This is a genomic window from Limosilactobacillus reuteri, assembly GCF_034259105.1.
In the GTDB taxonomy this organism is placed as follows: Bacteria; Bacillota; Bacilli; order Lactobacillales; family Lactobacillaceae; genus Limosilactobacillus; species Limosilactobacillus reuteri_G.
Map to the genome: position 1 here is coordinate 495,447 of NZ_CP139478.1, position 22,490 is coordinate 517,936.

General features: G+C 37.4%; 20 protein-coding genes and 1 other RNA gene. 20 read left to right on the plus strand and 1 reads right to left on the minus strand.

Annotated features, from left to right (window positions below; translation table 11 throughout):
• The first annotated feature begins 159 nt into the window (after positions 1-159).
• From rbsK to SH603_RS03370, 17 genes are all read left to right on the plus strand, one after another.
• A complete protein-coding gene (gene rbsK / locus SH603_RS03290) occupies positions 160-1,083 on the plus strand; it encodes a ribokinase (RefSeq protein ID WP_321534078.1) in 924 nt (307 codons plus the stop codon).
• 11 nt (positions 1,084-1,094) lie between these two features.
• Entirely contained in the window at positions 1,095-1,490 is a 396-nt protein-coding gene (rbsD, locus tag SH603_RS03295; protein ID WP_003666460.1) for a D-ribose pyranase, read from the plus strand.
• A 19-nt stretch (positions 1,491-1,509) separates the two neighbouring features.
• Positions 1,510-2,865, plus strand: coding sequence for an L-fucose:H+ symporter permease (gene fucP, locus SH603_RS03300; protein WP_169471098.1), 1,356 nt, complete (start codon positions 1,510-1,512; stop codon positions 2,863-2,865).
• A gap of 279 nt (positions 2,866-3,144) precedes the next feature.
• Complete coding sequence (cdaA, locus tag SH603_RS03305) at positions 3,145-3,996, plus strand: diadenylate cyclase CdaA (RefSeq protein WP_003666462.1); 852 nt, start codon at positions 3,145-3,147, stop codon at positions 3,994-3,996.
• Entirely contained in the window at positions 3,980-4,876 is an 897-nt protein-coding gene (locus tag SH603_RS03310) for a YbbR-like domain-containing protein (protein WP_169473628.1), read from the plus strand. The genes cdaA and SH603_RS03310 overlap by 17 nt, the downstream gene beginning before the upstream one ends.
• A gap of 27 nt (positions 4,877-4,903) precedes the next feature.
• The gene (gene glmM / locus SH603_RS03315) at positions 4,904-6,259 is read left to right on the plus strand and encodes a phosphoglucosamine mutase (RefSeq protein ID WP_321534079.1); all 1,356 of its coding nucleotides are present in this window, start codon (positions 4,904-4,906) and stop codon (positions 6,257-6,259) included.
• A 209-nt stretch (positions 6,260-6,468) separates the two neighbouring features.
• On the plus strand, positions 6,469-8,289 hold the full coding sequence (glmS, locus tag SH603_RS03320; protein ID WP_321534080.1) for a glutamine--fructose-6-phosphate transaminase (isomerizing): 1,821 nt from the start codon (positions 6,469-6,471) through the stop codon (positions 8,287-8,289).
• A gap of 260 nt (positions 8,290-8,549) precedes the next feature.
• Complete coding sequence (locus tag SH603_RS03325; RefSeq protein ID WP_019253915.1) at positions 8,550-8,861, plus strand: hypothetical protein; 312 nt, start codon at positions 8,550-8,552, stop codon at positions 8,859-8,861.
• A 61-nt stretch (positions 8,862-8,922) separates the two neighbouring features.
• The gene (locus SH603_RS03330) at positions 8,923-10,788 is read left to right on the plus strand and encodes an acyltransferase family protein (protein WP_169477392.1); all 1,866 of its coding nucleotides are present in this window, start codon (positions 8,923-8,925) and stop codon (positions 10,786-10,788) included.
• A gap of 10 nt (positions 10,789-10,798) precedes the next feature.
• The gene (locus SH603_RS03335; RefSeq protein WP_321534081.1) at positions 10,799-11,254 is read left to right on the plus strand and encodes a MarR family winged helix-turn-helix transcriptional regulator; all 456 of its coding nucleotides are present in this window, start codon (positions 10,799-10,801) and stop codon (positions 11,252-11,254) included.
• Positions 11,255-11,258: 4 nt separating this feature from the next.
• Positions 11,259-12,065, plus strand: coding sequence for a Cof-type HAD-IIB family hydrolase (locus tag SH603_RS03340; RefSeq protein WP_169473664.1), 807 nt, complete (start codon positions 11,259-11,261; stop codon positions 12,063-12,065).
• Positions 12,066-12,387: 322 nt separating this feature from the next.
• Entirely contained in the window at positions 12,388-12,996 is a 609-nt protein-coding gene (locus SH603_RS03345) for a LysM peptidoglycan-binding domain-containing protein (protein WP_153702195.1), read from the plus strand.
• Positions 12,997-13,184: 188 nt separating this feature from the next.
• The gene (locus SH603_RS03350; protein WP_321534082.1) at positions 13,185-14,516 is read left to right on the plus strand and encodes an ISL3 family transposase; all 1,332 of its coding nucleotides are present in this window, start codon (positions 13,185-13,187) and stop codon (positions 14,514-14,516) included.
• A 74-nt stretch (positions 14,517-14,590) separates the two neighbouring features.
• Positions 14,591-14,964, plus strand: a transfer-messenger RNA (tmRNA) gene (gene ssrA / locus SH603_RS03355).
• A 144-nt stretch (positions 14,965-15,108) separates the two neighbouring features.
• On the plus strand, positions 15,109-15,828 hold the full coding sequence (locus tag SH603_RS03360) for a response regulator transcription factor (RefSeq protein WP_169472995.1): 720 nt from the start codon (positions 15,109-15,111) through the stop codon (positions 15,826-15,828).
• On the plus strand, positions 15,828-17,315 hold the full coding sequence (locus SH603_RS03365; RefSeq protein ID WP_153702197.1) for a sensor histidine kinase: 1,488 nt from the start codon (positions 15,828-15,830) through the stop codon (positions 17,313-17,315). The genes SH603_RS03360 and SH603_RS03365 overlap by 1 nt, the downstream gene beginning before the upstream one ends.
• A 169-nt stretch (positions 17,316-17,484) precedes the next feature.
• Positions 17,485-18,345: a GRP family sugar transporter gene (locus SH603_RS03370; RefSeq protein ID WP_065532681.1), complete on the plus strand. Its 861-nt coding sequence runs from the start codon at positions 17,485-17,487 to the stop codon at positions 18,343-18,345.
• A 73-nt stretch (positions 18,346-18,418) separates the two neighbouring features.
• On the opposite strand, the gene SH603_RS03375 is transcribed toward SH603_RS03370, so the two are convergent.
• The gene (locus tag SH603_RS03375; protein ID WP_169473754.1) at positions 18,419-19,033 is read right to left on the minus strand and encodes a sugar O-acetyltransferase; all 615 of its coding nucleotides are present in this window, start codon (positions 19,031-19,033) and stop codon (positions 18,419-18,421) included.
• 180 nt (positions 19,034-19,213) lie between these two features.
• Between SH603_RS03375 and SH603_RS03380 the strand changes: the two genes are divergently transcribed.
• The 3 genes from SH603_RS03380 to SH603_RS03390 all read left to right on the plus strand — a co-directional run bounded on the left by SH603_RS03380 (position 19,214) and on the right by SH603_RS03390 (position 22,146).
• Positions 19,214-20,572, plus strand: coding sequence for a glucose-6-phosphate isomerase (locus SH603_RS03380; RefSeq protein ID WP_169473752.1), 1,359 nt, complete (start codon positions 19,214-19,216; stop codon positions 20,570-20,572).
• Positions 20,573-20,763: 191 nt separating this feature from the next.
• The gene (locus SH603_RS03385; protein ID WP_321533738.1) at positions 20,764-21,894 is read left to right on the plus strand and encodes an IS30 family transposase; all 1,131 of its coding nucleotides are present in this window, start codon (positions 20,764-20,766) and stop codon (positions 21,892-21,894) included.
• 45 nt (positions 21,895-21,939) lie between these two features.
• Positions 21,940-22,146, plus strand: coding sequence for a hypothetical protein (locus tag SH603_RS03390; RefSeq protein ID WP_035151787.1), 207 nt, complete (start codon positions 21,940-21,942; stop codon positions 22,144-22,146).
• The last annotated feature ends 344 nt before the right edge of the window (positions 22,147-22,490 follow it).

Genomic DNA, 22,490 nt, shown 5'->3' on the forward strand with positions numbered 1-22,490 from the left:
TCATTGAAAAATTATTTTTATAGATAAAAAGCGATTTCAAAGGGTTTTGAAGTATACCGATTCACTGACTGATAAAAACGACTTTGTAATCACTTTCAAAATATGATAGGATATTTAAGTCTCATCCTTGAAAAAATTCACAAAGTAAGGAGTATATTTATGAGCAATAATGTAGTTGTTTTAGGAAGTATTAACGTTGATACTACTTATCACGTTGATCGCTTCCCTCAACCTGGTGAAACCATTTCAGCAGTAAGTAAGAGTTCTGCTCCTGGTGGTAAGGGTGCCAATCAAGCAGTTGCAGCAGCCCGCTCTGGTGCCAAAACGGCCTTTATTGGGGCAGTTGGTTCTGATAAAGAAGGAGCTTACATGCTTGAATCATTGGCTGATGATCATATTGATACACGCCACATCATGACTGATGAGTTACACGGTACTGGTAGTGCTGCGATTACTTTAGATGCTAATGGTCAAAATGACATTATGGTATATGGCGGTGCCAACCAAGCAATGACCACTGATGTTCTTAACGGCATTGATGATGTTTTAGAAGATGCTGACTTTTTAATTAGTCAATTTGAAACACCACAAGAAGTTGCTTTAGATGCATTTAAGCAAGCTAAAAAACACGGTGCTACTACTCTTTTAAATCCAGCACCAGCTCATGAGATTTTACTAGAATTATTAAAATATACAGATGTTATCACTCCCAATGAAAGTGAATGCGCCTTATTAACAGGTATTGAAATTACTGATGAAGAATCAATGTTAAAGAGTGCTGATTACTTCCGTGAACGGGGAGTTAAACACCTTTTAATTACTTTAGGCTCAAAAGGAGTATTTTACTCTACACCTACAGCCCATGGACTTGTTCCAGCATTTAAGGTTAAGGCAGTTGATACTACTGCAGCTGGTGATACATTCCTTGGGGCATTGAGTTCACAATTAGAAAAGGACTTGTCAAATGTTGATAAGGCCCTTGTCTACGCACAACGAGCATCTAGTTTAACTGTTCAACAAATGGGAGCAATGCCTTCTATTCCAAATCATGATGCAGTTCTAGAAGCCTTAGCAGAAAATTAAGGAGCATTATCATGAAGAAAACAGGGATTATTAATTCAGAAGTTTCAGCTGTCGTAGCTAATATGGGACACATGGATTGGCTATCAATTGGGGATGCAGGAATGCCAGTTCCATTTGGTACTAAGAAGATTGATTTGGCTGTTGATAAGGAATTGCCAAGCTTTATGGACGTGTTGAATAACGTTCTTAAGGAAATGAAGGTCCAAAAGATTTACTTAGCTGAAGAAATCAAGGATCAAAATCCAGAACAACTTGAAAATATTAAGAAGGCATTACCAGATGTTGAGGTTGCATTTATGCCTCATAGTGAGCTTAAGAAGAGTCTTGCCAAGACGCATGCCTTTATTCGGACAGGGGAAATGACGCCATACTCAAACATTATCCTTGAATCAGGCGTAACATTTTAATATTAGGGGTTAGTTTTTTATGGAAAATGAAGTAAAAAAAGAGAATGGACAAAGTTGGGTTCAACTTTCAGACGGTTATTTAAGTCGGACACCAATGTTCCAATTTGTTATTTTATGTTTAATCTTCCCGTTATGGGGAGCAGCGGCCAGTCTTAATGATATTTTGATTACACAATTTAAGACGGTTTTCACCTTAAATGATACTGCAACTGCCTTTGTTCAAAGTGCCTTTTACGGTGGTTATTTCTTAATGGCAATTCCAGCTTCAATTCTTATTAAGAAGACATCATATAAGTTAGCAATTCTTATTGGGCTATTATTTTATATTATTGGTTGTGGAATGTTTTTCCCAGCTTCACATGTTGCTACTTATAGTATGTTTTTAGTTGCTATTTTTGCTATTGCTATTGGTTTGAGTTTTCTTGAAACTAGTTGTGATACATATGCAACGATGTTTGGACCAAAAGAAACTGCTAACAAACGGTTAAACGTTGCTAATGTTTTGATTCCTCTTGGTGATATCATGGGAATCGTTCTTGGTAAGTACCTTATTTTTGGTGAAGGTGGAAATATTGCCGACAAGGTTGCTAAGATGTCAAAATCTGAAGCGGAAGCCTACAATGAACACTTGCTTCAATTAACTTTGCAACCTTATAAGTACATCTTGATTGTTTTAATCATTATCTTTATTGTTTTAGCAGTTACTAAGATGCCTCGCGCTAAGGCCTTCTCAACTGGCTCTGAAACTAAGGAAGATCAACCATCACTTGGTGAAACTTTCAACTACTTATTCCACAATAAGCGGTACATGAAAGGGGTTCTCTGTCAGTTTGTTTATGCCGGTATGCAAACGACTGTATGGTCATTTACTATTCGGTTAGCATTGCGTCTCGATTCTCATATTTCTGATGCAGCAGCTTCAACTTTCATGATTTACAGTTACATTGCTTGGTTCTTTGGTAAGTTAGTTGCAAACTGGTTCCTTGACCGTTACTCAATTACTAAGGTATTAACTTGGTTCTCATTACTTGGAACAATTTCATTAGTAATTACCTTTACTGTTCCTAACATCACAGCGGTAATTGCGGCAATCGCAACTAGTTTCTTCTTTGGACCAGAATGGCCAACGATCTATGCTCATACCCTTGATCAAATTCATGAAAAGAAGTACACCGAAACTGGTGGTGCATTTATCGTTATGTCCTTAATTGGTGGGGCAATTGTTCCAACAATTCAAGGACGGGTATCAGATTTAACTGGTTCAATGCAATTATCATTCATTGTCCCAGCAATTTGTTTCGCACTTATCACTATTTACTTCTGGACTGAGCACCGTTGGGAAAAGGCTCATCCAAATGAAGTTCAAGAACACTAAAATTTCCCAGGAAATAATTTAATAATAAGGGAGCGAGACAGAAGGCACTCGTGACTTCGTTTTCGAGCCCCCGCAAGCAACAATAGGCCTTCAGCGTTCAACTTTGCCGGACACTGAAGGCCATTGTTGTACTGCGCTGTTCGTATTTTATGGAAGTGACCTAACTTATGTCACAGCTCCTTATTTATTTCCAAAACTTTAAAGTAATTTTTTCTAGATTAGGCTAAATACGAAATGAAATGATATAATATGAACGTGATTTAGAGGATGGTGAATGCGATGCAATTTATAATTTCGCTTCTAACATGGCAGAATCTGATTCACTTAATTGATATCTTAGTAATTTGGTTTTTAATCTACGAGTTATTAATGTTGATTCGTGGTACAAGAGCTGTCCAGCTATTTCGCGGTATTTTGATCATTATTTTGGTTAAGATTGTTAGTTGGTATGTTGGTTTAAGTACTGTTTCGTGGGTGATGGACCAGATTATCAACTGGGGTGTTATTGCAATTGTTATTATCTTCCAGCCAGAGATTCGGCGCGGACTGGAACACCTTGGTCGAGGAACTTTCTTTACTCATAATCAAACAGCAAATGAGAAAGAAGAAGATATGATTAAGCAATTAGACCAAGCGATTCAGTACATGTCAAAGCGAAGAATTGGTGCTTTAATGAGTATTCAAATGAAGACAGGTCTAGAAGAGTATATTGAAACCGGTATTCCACTCGATGCTGATATTTCAGGGGCATTACTTATTAATACTTTTATTCCTAATACGCCCTTGCATGATGGAGCAGTGATTATAAAAAATAATCGGATTGCAGTAGCGGCTGCTTATCTTCCTTTGTCTGATAGTAAATTGATTCCTAAAGAATTAGGGACACGACATCGGGCTGCTGTTGGAATTAGTGAAGTGACAGATGCATTGACAATTGTTATTTCAGAAGAAACCGGCGAAGTTTCAATTACGAAAGATAATGAATTAATTCGAAACATGTCGCGAGATGAATACCTAAAGTTCTTACGTGCTCAGTTGTATACGCATGAGCCTCAACACGAAAACTTGGTAACAGAACTTTATGCTAAGTTTCAACGTAAAGGAGGTGGCCGTCATGGGCAAGGACACTAAAGGCTTCTTTCGCCGGAAATGGTTTTTGAGAATTATTTCGTTAATCCTAGCACTCTTTCTATTCATGTATGTAAATGGGAGCAAAAGCGGCTTCCTTCGTCAAAATACTCGGAATAATAACCAGAGTAGTGCTTTAATGTCGAATAAATCCGTTACCCTTCGAATGCCCCTTGATGTAACAATTGATAATAATAAGTATATTGTCAGCGGGTATCCTCAATATGTTAAGGTTAAGGTAACTGGTCCTTCTGCATTGGTTACAACCACCTCTAATACTCAAAATTTTAAGGTGTATGCGGATTTGTCTGACTTGACTCCTGGTAAACACCGAGTAAAGTTAAAAACGAGTGGGTTAAATTCAGAATTAACTTCTAAAATTGAGCCACAATATATTAATGTTAATATTCAACCACGCAAGATGATTACAATGAAAGTAACTATTCGTTTGAGTACTAGAGATTTGGACAATGGCTATAAGCTTGGACGTCCACATAGTGATATTCAAACTGTCCAAGTTACTGGTTCACGTGATGAAGTTAATAAAGTAAATCGAATTATTGCTTTTGTAGCAATTCCACATGATGCAAAGGATAATATTGTACGACAGGTAACGCTACAAGCAATTGATCGGAATGGTCAAACACTTAATGTTGTGATTTCACCAACTACTACTAATGTTTCAATTCCTATTTCTGCGGGCTCACAGAGCAGCAGTTCGAGTGATAGTTCATCAAGTAGTAGTAGTGAAGAGAGTGAAGAAACAAAGAGCAGTTCAAGAACATCTTCGCGAAATGACTCTTCAGATTCTTCATCTGAAACATTCCAATCTTCAAGTAGCATAAGTAATGAAGATTCAAGTTCAAGTAGTCAGAATCAATAATAAAGATATACATAGAGGAGAAGTGAAATGAAGTTAAAATATTTTGGAACTGATGGAGTTCGTGGGGTTGCAAATCAAGATTTAAGTCCAGAATTGGCGTTCCGTGTTGGTCGCGCAGGTGGATATGTCCTTACTCGGCATTCAGAACGGAAACAACCTCAAGTATTAGTTGCTCGTGATACACGAATTTCTGGTGAAATGCTAGAAAATGCGTTGATCGCTGGATTGTTGTCTGTTGGGATTGAAGTTTTACGACTAGGCGTAGTAACTACTCCCGGGGTTGCTTACCTTGTTCGGGCACAAGAAGCTGATGCGGGAGTAATGATTACTGCTAGTCACAATCCGATTAAATGTAACGGAATCAAATATTTTGGGGCTAATGGATTTAAATTATCCGATGAATTGGAATATGAAATTGAACAATTACTAGATGCTGAAGAAGATACGTTGCCACGACCATCTGATGCAGGCTTAGGAACAGTTGCTGATTATCATGAGGGAGCATTAAAATATACTTCTTTCTTGGAACAAACTGTTTCAAATGATCTTGAAGGGTTAAAAGTGGTAGTTGATGCTGCTAATGGTGCAACAAGTGGCTTCATCTCTAATCTTTTTGCTGATATGAATGTTGACTTTATTCCAATTAATGATCAACCAGATGGCTTAAATACTAACCTAAATTGTGGATCAACTCATCCAGAGAGCCTCCAAAAAGCAGTTGTGGAAAATGATGCTGATCTTGGAGTAGCATTTGATGGGGATGGTGACCGTTGTATTGCTGTTGATAATGAGGGAAATATTGTTGACGGTGATAAGATCATGTATATCTGTGGTAAGTACATGGATAAGAAAGGATTACTTAAGAAAGATACAGTGGTTACAACTGTGATGAGTAATCTAGGAATGTACAAAGCCTTAGAAGCACACAACTTAAAGAGTGTTAAGACTAAGGTTGGTGACCGTTATGTTGTTGAAGAAATGTTGAAAAATGGTTATAACCTTGGTGGTGAACAATCAGGACATATTATTTTCTTAGATCACAATACGACTGGGGATGGAATGCTTACCGCACTGCAACTCTTGTCTGTAGTTAAAGACTCTGGGAAGACACTCGCTGAATTGGCAAATGATGTAACAACTTATCCACAAGAGTTATTGAATATTAAGGTAGCAGATAAAACTACTGCAATGGAGAATCAAAAATTAAAGGAAATTATTGCGCAAGTCGAAAAAGAAATGAACGGGGATGGAAGAGTTCTTGTTCGTCCTAGTGGAACTGAACCTCTTTTACGCATTATGGCTGAAGCAGCTACGCCAGAATTAGTTCATGAATACGTTGAACGGATCGGTGATGTTGCCCGCGCGGAATTAGAAGTAGAATAACTTGAAGAGTGAAAAAAACGAGGTTGGAAGAAAATTTATTCTTCTAGCCTCGCTTTTTAATCTTTTAATAAATTTTAAATCATATAGACCAATCTAATAAAATAATTGACAAGATAATCTAAAAACTGTACTATACAATACAGTTGATTAGATTTAGTGATAATCACTAGTTATCTATACCAATTTTATTTAAAGGATGGAATTTAATTATGTGTGGAATTGTTGGAGTTACAGGAACTGACAAGAGTTTGTCAATTCTAATTGATGGATTAAAGCGTCTTGAATATCGTGGATATGACTCTGCAGGAGTTTATGTTAATGATCAGCAAGGACATGATTACCTTGTAAAGCGGCCAGGTCGGATTGCTAATCTAGAAGCGGCCCTTGGGGAAGAAGTTCATGGTTTAGCCGGTATTGGTCATACCCGGTGGGCTACTCATGGTGAACCAAACGAAGCCAATGCTCACCCTCAATACTCTCAAGACGAACGGTTCTACTTAGTTCACAACGGTGTAATTGAAAATTATGCTGACTTAAAGAAAGAATACTTATCTGACGTTAAATTTGTTAGTCAAACTGATACAGAAGTAATTGTTCAATTAGTTGATAAATTTGTTGTTGAATCTGGAATGTCAACAGAAGCAGCCCTCCTTAAGGTTCTTCGTTTAATCAGCCCTGATTCTTCATATGCATTTGTATTGATGGATAAAGAACAGCCAGATACATTATTTGTTGCTAAAAACAAGAGTCCATTATTAGTTGGGATTGCTGATGGTTACAACATGGTTGGTTCTGATGCAATGTCAATGATTAAAGAAACTAATACCTTTATGGAAATCGGTGACCACGAGTTGGTAATCGTTAAGCCAGATCACATTACTGTTAAAGACTTTGATGGTAATGAGATTGACCGGCCAACATTTAAGGTTGATATGGATGCTAATGCTGCAGATAAAGGTGCCTACCCATACTACATGTTAAAGGAAATTGATGAGCAACCAGCTGTTATGCGGAAGTTAGTTCAAGAATACTTTGGTGACAATGATGTAGCACAAATTAATGAAGAGATGTTAAAAGATATGGCAAATGCTGACCATCTTTACATCGTTGGTGCCGGTACAAGTTATCATGCTGGCTTAGTAGGTGCGCGCATTTTTGAAAAACTTTGCGGAATTCCTACATCTGTTCATATTTCATCAGAATTTGCTTACGAACAACCACTTCTTTCTAAGAAGCCGTTCTTTATCTTCTTAAGTCAAAGTGGGGAAACGGCTGATAGTCGGGAAGTACTTGTTAATGTTAATAAGCATAACTGGCCAAGCTTAACAATTACTAATGTTGATAAGTCAACGCTTTCTCGTGAAGCAACTTACACTGAATTACTTTACGCTGGTCCAGAAATTGCCGTTGCTTCAACAAAGGCTTACACTGCCCAAATTGCTGTCGAAGCTATTCTTGCTCAAGCATTGGGTGTCTACATGGATAAGCAAGCAGCTAAAGACTTTGATGTTAAGCACCAATTAGGATTAGTTGCTAATGGTATGCAATCAATCACTGACAGTAAGAAGAAAGTAGAAGAAATTGCTTCCCGCTACCTCTCTAAGTCACCAAATGCTTTCTACATTGGCCGGGGAATGGATTGGTCAGTTTCACTTGAAGCTGCTTTGAAGTTAAAGGAAATTTCATATGTTCAAGCGGAAGGTTTTGCATCTGGTGAATTAAAGCATGGAACAATTGCTTTAATTGAAGACCAGACTCCAGTGATTGGGATCATTACCCAAGATCGGACTGCTGGTTTAACACGGAGTAACCTTGAAGAAACGCAAGCTCGTGGGGCAAATGCAATTACAATTGTTTCACGGCACCTTGCAAAAGAAGACGATACATTCGTTCTTCCCGATGTCGATGAAGTGTTGACGCCACTTCTTAGTGTAATTCCGGCTCAATTATTGGCTTACTACACTAGTCTTGGTAAGGGACTTGATGTTGATAAACCACGTAACCTCGCAAAGTCTGTTACAGTTCAATAAAATTATAAAGGAAGTTAGAAACGCTTTAGTTTGTTTCCTAACTTCTTTTTATTTTTAAAGTAATTTGATATTTTATTTAAATTTGTTTAATAAAAGGGTTGACTTACATTTATGGAAGCGCTATCATAATAGTTGCAAGGTATAAAGTAATTACCTTCTAATCAATTCTCTTTCTCTCTTATGCCGATCATCGTCTTTTAGACGGTGATTTTTTTATTTAAACTCGCTATAATGATAAGGGTTGAAAGGGGAAGAACAACGTGGAAGAACAACACGAAACGTTAACGTTAATTGAAGAAATTACCCGTAATGACGGCTCAAAATATTATGAAATTGGTAATATGGTTCAAAATGGTCGTGCAGAATTAGCGGCTGAACGGAATTTTATTAAAGAGGTTCGTATTTTAGAATTAAATATTCCTCATTCTAAAAATGTTATTAAGTATGAGCACTTTATAAATACTCACTATAAGATGCAAACTGAAGCAATGGATCATTGGGAAGAATGGAAGCGTCCCTCAGAGATTGAAGAGGTTGTGCAAACGATCTTAAAAGAAAATCATATTGGGTAAATCAGGAAGCTGAGTTATTTGGTAGTACTAAAAATGGATATAAAAATGTGGAGGTTAAGCAATGAAGCCAAATTTTAATCCATCACAGGGGATGAAGTCGCACTATTTTGTTACAGGAATTGACGGCTTACGAACATTAGCTGTCTTAGGAGTTATTATTTACCACCTATTGCCCAATGTTTTGATGGGTGGTTATTTAGGAGTGCCACTTTTTCTGTTAGTCTCTGGATATTTTGTAACCTATCAATTTAGTCGGCAGCTTAAATATGGTGGCCATATTAATTTAGGGCATTTTTATCTAAAGAGATTTCGGAGACTATATCCGACATTAATTGCGATGTTAATTTTAACAACAGCGTATATTACATTATTTGCACGAGAGCTACTCCATAACATTCGGGCAGTAATTGTTACTAATTTAACTTGGATATATAATTGGTGGGAAATTAGTCATGGGCAGTCCTACTTTGATCAGTTTGGTGGTGTTTCACCTTTTACCCATCTTTGGACATTAGGGGTTGAAGCGCAATTTTACCTTTTGTGGCCCCTAATTATTACGTTATTGTTTGTGGTTTTTAAAAAGCTACAGAATGTACGACGAGTAGTTTTCATATTAGCTGTATTGTCAGCAATAGAAATGGCTGTTCTTTATGACCCAGCAAATATCAATCGGGTTTATTATGGAACTGATACACGGGCCTTTTCACTTTTACTTGGCTCATGGTTAGGTCTTGCCTGGCCATTAAATCGACTTCGGCCTAATTTACAGGCAAATAGTCGCCGTTTACTTAATATTATAGGAATTATTGCAACAGTATTGACCATTGTTGGCTTTTTCTCATTGAATGGGCAGTCCACCTTTACCTACCGCGGGGGAATGTTTCTCTATAGTTTTATTGGAATGATATTAATGGCTACTATCATTCATCCAGGTGCGGGGATGAACAAGTGGTTTACAAATCCGGTTTTTCATTGGGTTGGGCAGCGTTCTTATGGGATTTATGTTTATCAATATCCCGTTATGGTCTTTTATGAACGATTGATCAATGTCGGCAATCATCCACTTCTCAATGCATTCGTGGAAATTATTATTATTTTAGTAGTAAGTGAAGTTTCTTACCGGTTAATTGAACGACCATTTGCTCAGTATCAGTGGTCAAAATTACCGGCTGATCTGCAGCGCGTGTTAGAAACGCATCATTTTAGTTGGCAAAGTGGGACTAAAATGATGGTAAGTGCATTGGTTGTTGTTATTTCATTTATCGGTTTTTGCCAGCCAAACCGTGTACCAAAGAAAACAGCGGTTCAGCAACGGATAGAGCAAAATCATCAGGCTGCTGAAGAACACAATAAGAAGATTGCAAAGGGTGATAATGTTGCAGAAGCTAGTGGTAATACTTCTAAGCTTCAGAAACAGTATGATTTAACCCCGGCACAAATAAAAGCAGCACAGAAGTTAAAGGTAACGGCCATCGGTGATTCGGTGATGGCAGATGCCGCAGATAGTATTCAGAAGTTAATGCCAAATGCTTATGTTGATGCACAAGTTGGGCGTCAAGGCTCTGCGGCTCCTGATGTTATCAAACAATTAAAGGCAGATGGGCATTTAAATAAGATTGTTGTCTTAAATTTGGGAACAAACGGCCCGATGACTCAAGATACGTTGGATGATATTTTAAGTGCAATTGGCTCTGGACACCAAATCTATTGGGTAACTGCCCATGTCCCAACAAAGCCATGGCAGCAAACAGTTAATAACGAAATTAAAGATTTAGCCAAGAAGCATAAGAATATCCATGTGGTCGATTGGAATAAAGCAAGTCAAGGACATGCTGACTGGTTTGCGAGTGACAATGTGCATATGGGACCAAGCGGAAATGATCATTTTGCACGGTTAATTGCAAAGACGATCTTGACAAAAAAGTAGGAGGTTAGTAATGACACATGAAGATCAATTATTAGACAAAGCTATCAATATTTACTTAACGGGACTAAAGGGCATCGAAAGCTTTATTTCTGAACCGGCGAGTGAATATAATTTATCTTTTGAACAATTTTTGATTTTACGAAAAATCATTAACCATCCTAATATCAAGCTAATGGATATCGCCGAGCAGCGGCAAGTAACAAGGAGTGCTGTCTCTCACCAATTAAAAGTCCTTTTTCAGCAAAAATATGTTGAACAAAAAGCTGATCCAGCCGATCGACGGCGAATGTTCTTAGTTGCAACTAAAAAAGGTAAGGATGTCGAAAGTGAGATTTGGCAGAGGATTAATCACCGGTTTGCTAATTGGGTTCAAATTTATGGTGAAGATCGTGCTGATCAGTTTTTAACACTTTTTGAAGACTTTAATCAACAAATAATTCAGGGGGAAATCCGAAAGAAGGAATAAGAGAATGATTAAGATGGTTGCGTTAGACCTCGATAATACGCTTTTAAACAGTAATAAAGAAATTAGTCAACGTAATGAACGTGTCTTAAAGCGATTACACCAACAGGGAATTAAGGTAGTGCTTTGTACGGGCCGGCCTATCAATGCAATTTGGCCATATATTGAACAGCTTGGTTTAACTGATCCAGAAGATTATACAATTACATTTAATGGTGGGTTAGTTATTAATAATGGATCGCGCGAACATCTTTTTGAATGGGGAATGAAAAAGAGTGATTTAATGCCGCTGTTTTCTTATGTTAAGAGTAAAAAGATTCCGCTCAATATTCTAGATTTTGAACGGGTATATGAACTAAACGATTATCCTGGGTCCATTTATCGGACAGTTTTAAAAAATATTGAATTTCGGGCTTTACCAATGAGTGATGTGCCTGAAATAACTTATAGTAAAGCTGTAATGGCGATTACACCTGAAAAATTATCCTCTATTATAAAAGAACTTCCAGCTGAGCTTAAAGCACAGTATCACGCAGTTCAATCCCAACCAATGATAATGGAATTCTTACCTAAAAAATTAAATAAGGCGGTTGGATTGAAGGCCTTACTGGATCATTTTGGTGATGATTTTAGTAATTTAATGACATTTGGGGATGCTGATAATGATCTTGAAATGATCGAAGCCGCGGCTCAAGGAATTGTAATGGAAAATGGTCTTCCTAACGTTAAGGCAGTGGCGACAGCAATCACAGATACAAATGATAATGATGGGGTTGCAAGGTATTGTGAACGTTATTTTGCAACACTTTTGTAATAAAGATTGTTATAAAAAGTAAAATAAAGAGTGTTTTTGGCGCAAATATGAATTTTTTGCTAAAAAAATACTCTTTTTTATTTATTATTTAATGAATTTTCGATAAAAGTTATGGCTCCCTAAAAGCTAACTAACACAAGGGATTGCAAATTTTATAATCATATTAATTGACAGCTTATATTACAAAATGTTACAAAAAACCAACGAAGAGTAGTAAATAGAAATGGTGCTGTTACAGCTTAGTAATATTAAGAGTGTAATATATAGGGTGTTGAAACGGAAAAGATAATTTGCTAAATAATAAAGGATGGTTGTTTAATTTATGATTTCTAAGAAAAACTTTGCTAAAGTATCTGCTACTCTTGGTGCAGTGGCCTTAGGTGTTAGTGCAACGGCTACTGCTGCTAATGCCGACACTATCTACACCGTACAAAGTGGTGACACACTTTCAGGTATTTCTTACAAATTCGCAAAAGACAACAGTATGGTCAACGATCTTGCTAAGAAGAACAATATTCAAGATATTAATAAGATTTACGTTGGTCAAAAGTTAATCATCAAGAGCGATGGTGAAATTCAAGAATACAACGCTCAAAACGCAGCTAATGCAAATGTAGCTGACAACAATACTCAAGCTACTCAACAACAAGCTGCACAAGCACAAGCTCAAAGTCAAGCTAGCCAAAGCTATACTTCAAATGCTTCAGGTTCAGAAGCTGCTGCTAAGGCTTGGATTGCCGCTCGTGAATCTGGTGGTAACTACGGTGCTACTAACGGTCAATACATTGGTAAGTACCAATTATCAGCATCATACCTTAATGGTGACTACTCAGCAGCTAACCAAGAACGGGTTGCTGACCAATACGTTGCAAGTCGTTACGGTTCATGGCAAAATGCTCAGGCTCACTGGCAAGCTAACGGCTGGTACTAAAATTTAAACTAAAAAGCAAAAGCGAGACTAAGAAGCTGATCTTCATAGTCTCGCTTTTTTGTACAAATGTGGGCTTTACAATTTTAAGTACTGATGGATTTAACATCAGGGCTTTATTTGTTTAAAATTTAAAATAAAAAAGCGAAAGATGGTTGGACCCCGTCTTCGCTAAGAAAGGACCATCTTTCATGAACAATTCTATCAAAACTATCTTAGGAATTAAAGATCCTTACCTCAAACTAGATGAAAAGAATTTTGATAACCCAATTGAAGATCAACCTAATCAAATCATTGTCCATCTTATTCAAACTTACCCCATACGTTGCCCAAAATGTGGACACTTAATGTGTAAAAATGGCTATAAAACAGTTAATTGCTTGGGACCAGAGCTTCACTTTAAGCCAACAATCTGGTCGATTAAAAAGCAAAAATATATCTGTAAAGCTTCTTCTTCTTGTCCTGAAGTAGTTACTAAATTAGCAGCCGTTGAAGATATTCATTATCGTAATCATATCTCTTTAGCGATAAAACAACGGGCAATGATGCTTCTAACAAAAAACGAATCACAAAGTGATTTAGCCAAAGAATTAAATGTCTCTGACTGGACAATTAGACGAGTCATTACAAATCTTGATCAGTTTTTTAAGCCTAACTATCATTGGTTACCTCGCCATATTGCCTTTGATGATTTTAAGTCTGGTCGCTTTGCCCCCAGCGGAATGAGTATGATTCTAATGAATATTGAAAATAAGCGGACGCTTGATATTATCTTGTCACGTAAAAATAGCTATCTGCGAAAATACTTTCTTCGATATGACCGTTCAGCACGCTTAGCAGTTCAAACAGTAACGGTTGACTTGTACACTCCTTACCGCCATTTGATTCATGAGCTTTTCCCCCACGCTTTAATTATCGCTGATCATTTTCATATTGTTGCTCAAGCATATCGTGCATTTAACAAAATTAGGATCCAAGTAATGAATCGTGCCGGTGCTGGCACTCATAAATGGCGTGCACTTAAGCACTTTTGGAAATTACTCCTAACGCCTGCTAATGAGCTTAAATATGATAATTATTGGTCAAGGCGTAACTTTAGTTACGCTCAATTAACCGATGTGGAAGTCATTCATCGTCTTCTAAGCTTTGATAATGAACTAAAAAGGGCTTATGAATACTATCAAAACTTAATTCTGGTGATTGCTCATCGTAGCAAGAAAGAATTAAAAAACTTACTCGCGATTAAATGGACGCAGCTTCCCCAAGCACTGCAAAAAGTTCAGCGTACTCTTCGCAGACATAAACAAGAAATTTACAATAGTTTTAAATATGATACCTATACAAATGGTCCCGTTGAAGGAACTAACAATAAAATTAAAGTTATTAAACGAACTGCTTATGGCTTTCGTAATTTCTTTAATTTCCGAATTAGAATCCTCCTTGCATTACCAAATACCTACATTGCAATAAACTGGAGAAATAAACAAACAGCTCATGCCAAAGTCCAGGCACAAGCTGCTTAGTAAAATTATTTTATTTTCTCATCAGTACTTCTTGACGAAGAGCCCAAATGTGGTATAATAGGTATACCTCTTATGGGGATGTTTATGGATTCGACAGGTATAGGTCGAGTTTCAATTGCGTTTCGAAGGTTGCGTCTTCGTAAAAACGCTCAGTTTTAAATTATAACTGCAAACAATAATTCAAACTCTTACGCATACGCTGCCTAACAAGTAGCGCGCGTAGATCCATTCCGGGTTCGTCCATGATGCGGCAATGGGTTTTATACTTAGTGGACTACGCTTATTGCTCCCGTTTGAAGTAATAAGAAGAGATTAATCAAGCTAGCTAACCATGGTTGCCCTGATCAACGGCGTTTTGGTTAGTGAAATCTAAATAGTTGAGATATGAACGTAGAGATTGAAATGGCGATATGCTTGGACACGGGTTCGACTCCCGTCATCTCCACTATATGCCTATAAGGACTGCCGTTGGTTTATGGCAGTCTTTTTTAATGCTAAGAATATTAGGATAATTAGTGGAGTTTCATAAGAAGTTATTCCCATGTAAAAATTAGTAAATAGAGTTCAGATAAAATATAAAGGAATGAATTAAATGGAAATATTAATGATTGAGGATAACCATTCTGTCTGTGAAATGATGGCAATGTTTTTCAAAAAAGAAAAATGGCAATATGAATTTGCTTATGATGGTGTTGAAGCAGAAGAAAAGTTTAATGCGGATCCTCATAAATGGGACATTATTTTATTAGACCTTAATCTTCCTAAAAAGGACGGAATGCAGGTCGCAGCTGACATTCGACGGGTATCACCAACAGTTCCTTTAATTATGCTAACAGCTCGTGATACTGAAAGTGATCAGGTATTAGGACTCGAAATTGGTGCGGATGATTACATAACCAAGCCGTTTAGTACGATTACTTTGATTGCACGGATCAAAGCTCTTTATCGGCGAACACATTTAAACAAGCTTGAGGATGTTCAAGAAACTGATAGTGACGATACATTTGATATTCAAACAAAGAACTTTAAGATGAATACTAAGACAAGGGAAGTATTCTTATACGGAGAGCCTGTTGGTGATTTAACACCTAAAGAATTTGACTTATTAAAGACACTTGCCTCGAAACCACGTCAAGTATTCACCCGTTCACAACTTTTACAGTTAGTATGGGATTATGAATATTACGGTGATGAACGAACCGTTGATGCCCATATTAAAAAGTTACGGCAGAAGCTAGAAAATATTGGACCTCAAGTGATTAAGACTGTATGGGGGGTCGGTTATAAGTTTGATGATGAGGGTAACAACTAATGAAATTAATGTATCGGTTGATGCTTTCATTTTTTGCGATTATTTTGACGCTAATGATGATTGTTAGTATTTCGTTTATCAATGTGACTAACAACACTATGTATCACAATACGTGGCAACAATTGAAAAGTTATTCTGATAGTTTAATTCAGGATTCTATTCGTTACAATATGGCAACCCAAAGTTTTGAAGGGTTTGCTACAGAATCATTAAATAGCAATGCCAATCTTTTAACACGTCAAAATGTTCACTTTGCAATCTATGATACAACTCACCGGAAAATCTTTGCCAGTAACGGCTTTGCTCCGAGTATGAGTAAAAGTGATTGGAAAAAATTAAAAAAGGGAGAAACCGTTTGTACTAAACTAATTACTCCTAAAATTAATTCACGAGTATCGAAGGGGGCTTCTCCACGAATGACCGAAGTTTCACGACCATATTTTTATAAAGGGAAGATGATTGCGGTAGTTTCAATTGCAACCTTTGTATCGACGATTGAGCAAAATATGCATCAAATAAAGATTAACTTAATAATGGCGTTACTGACTGCTAGTCTTGTAACGCTTGCAGTTAGCTACTTCTTGGCACGGTCAATTAACAAACGAATTGATCGATTACGGATGGCTACTCATCAAATTGCCCAAGGAAATTACAATGTTGAAGTGGATGATAATGGGCGTGATGAAGTGGCAGACCTTGGTCGGAGTTTTAACCAAATGACCGCTTCGCTACGTGAATCGCAACAAGAAATTCGCCGGCAAGAGGAGCGGAGACGCCAATTTATGGCCAATGCAGCCCATGAAATGCGGACGCCATTAACAACTATTAATGGCATTCTTGAAGGGTTACAGTATGATGCGATTCCAGAAGAGGACAAAAAGCATAGTATTCAATTAATGCAGAACGATACTCGCCGTTTAATTCGCTTGGTTAATGATAATTTGGATTATGAAAAGATTCGCACTAACCAAATTGCGATGGAACGAAAAGTATTTGATGCATCGGCAGTACTCGAAAATTTACGAGAGCAGTTAGCAAAAAAAGCCAAAGAGAAAAAGGATACTCTGCACTTGGATGTAGAAAAGAATTTACGGGTATATGCAGACTATGATCGGTTTGTACAGATTATGTTCAATATCATTCAAAACGCAATCCAATTCACTGATAACGGAATTATTGACATTCGTGGAAAACGTGTGGAAAAGGGAAGCCAATTTGAAGTTCAAGATAATGGGATTGGGATGACCCCTGAACAACTTGAAAATATCTGGGAACGATACTATAAGGCTGATCGTTCACGGATGAATACTAAGTACGGGGAATCCGGCTTAGGGCTTGCGATTGTGCGGCAGTTAGTTCTCCTTCATGGAGGAAAAATTGCCGTAAAAAGTCAGTATGGTAAGGGGACAACATTTACAATCTTTTTCCCTGATCGTGAATATGCTCCTCATAACATTCAACTTACAAATAATAAAGATAAAAAGTAAGCCAATGATTTGAGTGAAACGCTTTAACACTGATAATAAAGCGTTTCTTTTTTATAGACCAATTTTTATAATCCAAAAAAATTTAAAGAAAGCGCTTGTGGAAGCGTTTACCTTATGATACACTTATATCTCGTAATAATATTATGGATTGATAGGAGAGAATTTTTTTATGAACTACTTACTTGCTTTAATCCCTGCGATTGGGTGGGGGATTATGCCACTGATCACTGGTAAAATCGGTGGTTCAACGATTAACCAAATGTTTGGTATTGGTGCTGGTGCTACGATTGTTGGATTGGTTGCATTCATTATTGGTCATCCAACGGTTACAACGACCGGATTCTGGTTCTCAGTACTGTGTGGTGCTTTGTGGACAATTGGTCAGATTGGACAATTCGTTTCATTTAAGCGGATGGGTGTTTCAAACACGATTCCCCTATCAACAGTACTTCAATTAGTTGGTAACTCTTTGATTGGGGTTATTATCTTTGGAGAATGGCGTGGAGCACGTGCCCTTACTATTGGTTTCATCGCCTTAGCAATTGTTATTGTTGGTGCTTTGATGACCTCTGTTACTGATCAGAGCAGCGGAAAGAAAGTTACTGTCCAGAATTTCCTTTTTCTATTAATTACTTCTATTGGTTACTGGGTTTACTCAGCATTCCCAAAGATGCCAATGGTTGCTAATGATAGTTCTTTAGGAATTTTCCTTCCAGAAATGCTTGGTATTTTACTTGGATCTATTATTTATGCTATTTGTTCAGGAAATATTGATTCCTTCAAGCAAAAGGAACAATATCTCAATATCTGGGGTGGTATTTCTTGGGGAATTGCGGCCCTAGCTTATATCTTTGCTGGACGGGCATTAGGAATTAATACGGCCTTTGTCTTCACACAAATGAACGTTATCATTGCAACAATTGGTGGTATCTTAGTTCTTCATGAACACAAGACTCGGCGGGAAATGTCATTTACAATTGCCGGAATCATCTTTATTGTGGCCGGAAGTATTTTAACTATTTTTGCTTAAATTATATTAAAACTAAATTTAAAAAGACCTTCATTGGATTTTGATGAAGGTCTTTTAATATCGAAATTATTATTTAATAAGGAAAATTTTCCAAGCGATCTTTATCGGTAATAGGGCGAATCACTTTGCCTGGAACTCCAAGGACAAGGGAGTTATCAGGAATGTCTTTAGTAACGACAGTACCTGCTCCGATAACGCAATCATTGCCGATTGTTACGCCTGGACAAACTGTTACATTGCTTGCAAGCCAACAGTTATCACCAATTGTAACTGGTTTGCCATATTCAACGTCATCGAACCGACCGTCAGCTTGCTGCCGAATATTACGCTGCTGATACATGAGGGGATGCATGGCTGTAATGATTGAGACATTTGGACCGCACATTACGTTATCTCCAATAGTAATAGGACATGTATCTAAAATGGTAAAGTTAAAATTAGCATAGAAATTCTTACCTATTTTGGTAAAACGACCGTAATCAATATGAATAGGTCCTTGAAGATATATTCCATCATCATGCTGAGAAAATAGGCGATCAATAATCATTCCTCGTTCAACAGTATCTTCATCAGTTGTTAAGTTATAGTCACGACAAAGACGATGAGCAAGGTGAGAAAACTTATCTAATTCCGGTGTTCCAGGACGATAAGGCTTCCCAGCTAACATATTTTCAGTATTTTTATCCATGAATAATTATTCCCTTCAATTTATGTAAGCGGATACACTGCATATTCCCAGTATGCCTAATTAACCTTAAATTGTCAATTTTCATTAATGAGAAAAAATTGCTAGTTCTGATTGAAACCGACTTCATTATTCGCTATCATTTAAATGTCTAAAAAATAAAAATAGAAAGAAGCTATTGGAATGACACACATTAAATTTGACAGTAGCGCATTAAAGCAATTTGTTCATGAAAACGAACTTGGTGAAATGCAAGCAATGGTTAACGCCGCTAATGATGAATTACGGAATGGGACTGGTGCTGGCGCCGATTTCCGTGATTGGCTCCATTTACCAACCGAATATGATAAAGAAGAATTTGCCCGTATTAAGAAGGCTGCTGATAAGATTCAACGTGATTCAGATGTTTTAGTTGTTATTGGAATTGGTGGTTCTTACCTTGGTGCCCAAATGGCAATTGACTTCTTACACAATACTTTCTATCAAGCTCAAAAGGCAAAAGACCGGAAAGCTCCATTGGTAGTCTTTGCTGGTAACTCCTTGAGTTCAACCTATGTTCATGACTTGATTCAATTAATTGGTGACAAAGACTTTTCAATCAATGTTGTTTCAAAGTCAGGAACAACCACTGAACCATCAATTGCCTTCCGAATCTTTAAGGACCTTTTAATTAAGAAGTATGGTGAAAATGAAGCTAATAAGCGGATTTATGCTACTACTGATAAGGCTAAGGGTGCCTTAAAGACTGAAGCAGATGCTCATGGCTATGAAACCTTTGTTATTCCTGATGGGGTTGGAGGACGTTATTCAGTTCTTTCTGCGGTAGGTCTTTTGCCAATCGCTGCTTCTGGTGCGGACATTGATAAGCTGATGGAAGGGGCTGCACGAGCAGAAAAGGATTACGTTGATCCTGATCTAACCAAGAACGAAGCCTACCAATACGCTGCTTACCGGAACATTCTTTATCGTAAGGGCTATGAAACAGAATTACTCGAAAACTACGAGCCTAACATGCGGATGTTTGCGGAATGGTGGAAACAATTAGCTGGGGAATCAGAAGGAAAAGATCAAAAGGGAATATATCCTTCTTCAGCTAACTTCACAACCGACCTTCACTCACTTGGTCAATACATCCAAGAAGGTCGCCGTTTCTTAATGGAAACCGTTATTAAGCTTGATAAGCCAAATTATGACATGGAAATTCCAACAGAACCAGATAATCTTGATGGCTTAGGCTACTTGGAAGGTAAGACAATGGATTACGTTAACACCAAGGCTTATGAAGCGGTGGTTGCTGCTCATACCGATGGTGGAGTACCAGTGATGACTGTTCATATCCCACAAGAAGACGAATACACTTTAGGTTACCTTATTTACTTCTTTGAGGTTGCGATGGGAATTTCAGGTTACTTAAACGGTATTAATCCATTTAACCAACCAGGTGTTGAAGCTTATAAGACTAACATGTTTGGATTGCTTGGTAAGCCAGGATATGAAGAAATTGGTAAAGAATTACGAGCTAAAATGGATAAGAACGATTAGGATAAATTAAATATAATCAAGAAGGGGAATAGCTGTTACGACATAGCTATTCTCTCCTTTTATCTGGAGTATTTTGGTGGATTATAGAATGAAGTTAGCCACCCAGTTGGTGGTAAATAAAAAACGCCATTCGGCGTGACATCAGGTATCATATTAAGTGAACCAAACCTATATGAAAGGATGTCCGTCAAATGACGCACTTAAATGATACCATGTCTACTAGTTTATTGACTACTCATAAAAAGAATGCTCATCTTACTAAAGAAGAACGTGTGATGATTGCGACTTTAAAGTCGCAAGGACTTTCCAATCGCGCAATTGGTCGCCAATTAGGAGTTAATCATCAAACAATTAATAACGAGCTCAACCGTGGTACGGTCCGCCAACTTCGTCGTCAAAAATCTAATGGTAAGATTTACGAATATTCTTACTACATCTATAGTTATGAAGCTGGTCAGGCCACATATTTTGAACATCACCGCCATTCTGGTCGTCGTCGCTTATATTATTCTTCAAAGCAATTTTTACGATTAGCTGATCAGCTAATGCTTGGTGAGTTTGACGACCACCATTACTCCCCACAAGCGGTTATTTATAAGGCTCGAGATTTAATGAATGATGGCACCCTGATCCCAAAGTCGGTTGTAACTTTATATCAATGGATTAATGAGGGTGTGCTTCGTACGTCCAATTTAGACCTCTTTGAAAAACCTAAACGTAAGCATCATCGAACTCATCCGCAAGCTAAAAGGTGCTTAGGGCCTAATATTGCTCAACGACCTCAAACTGCGGACCAACGGTCCGAAATTGGCCATTGGGAACTAGATACAGTTCAGGGACAGAAAAACGGTAATGACAGTGTTGTACTAGTAATGACTGATCGCCTTTCACGAGTTAATATCACGAGTAAAATTGCTGGTAAAACTGCGCATGCAGTAAATCAGTTCTTTATAAATTTACGCCAGAAAATGGGCACAGATGCTTACTATCGCATCTTTAAGACAATAACCTCTGACAACGGTTCAGAATTTAGTGAGTTAACACAAGTTCACGATCATGTTTTCTATGCTGATCCGTATTCCCCTTGGGAACGTGGATCCAATGAGATCAATAACCGGTTTCTCCGCAAGGAGATTACCAAAGGTGAAGCTATAAATAACTATAGTAGTGCTCAGATCATAGCGACTAATGATTGGATGAATCACTATCCACGAGCTATGTTTAATGGACATTCGTCAATGGATATCTATCGTAAGGCCTTCTACCAAGAGATATCACAGCTCCATCAACCAATAATCAATTGGTCAGTATTATTTATTTGAGTCCAGTGGCTAACTTATTCTTGAAATTTAGGTCTGGAGTATTTTATGAAAAAAGAAGAATTAATTGAACATCGGGATCGGGTAAAAGACCATTTAGTAGTATGGATTGTTTTAACAATTTGTCTGCAAATATTAACTGTTTTTCATATCTTGGCGTTCTTAAAATATGTAGTATGGCTTTCTGCCGCTTATAGTATTTTATTAATTATCTTGTGGTGTTATTTAGAATTTAAACTCCTACATTTAAAATAATTTAATAAAAGGAGTGGGACTATAAACATGCTTCGAGTTTTTAGTCCCACTCGTGCAAGGATGGCTACGACGTGAAGCTAGCCTATTGGGGCATTATGGATGTTGATTTATCAACGTTCGTAATCCAGCCATCTACTGCGTTTTGGCAGTTTACACTTTAAAATAGTAAAGAGGTTGGATTATTTTCCCAGCCTCTCCTTCCTATTAAATAAGACCAAAACGATTTCTTACAGCTGTATTAATACAGTTTGCTAATTTCTCTTTAACCTTTTTATTTATATCGCCGTTTGTAAAATTAAGTTAGAAAAATAGAAAAGCCATTTGTGGTAGACTTTTGAATACCC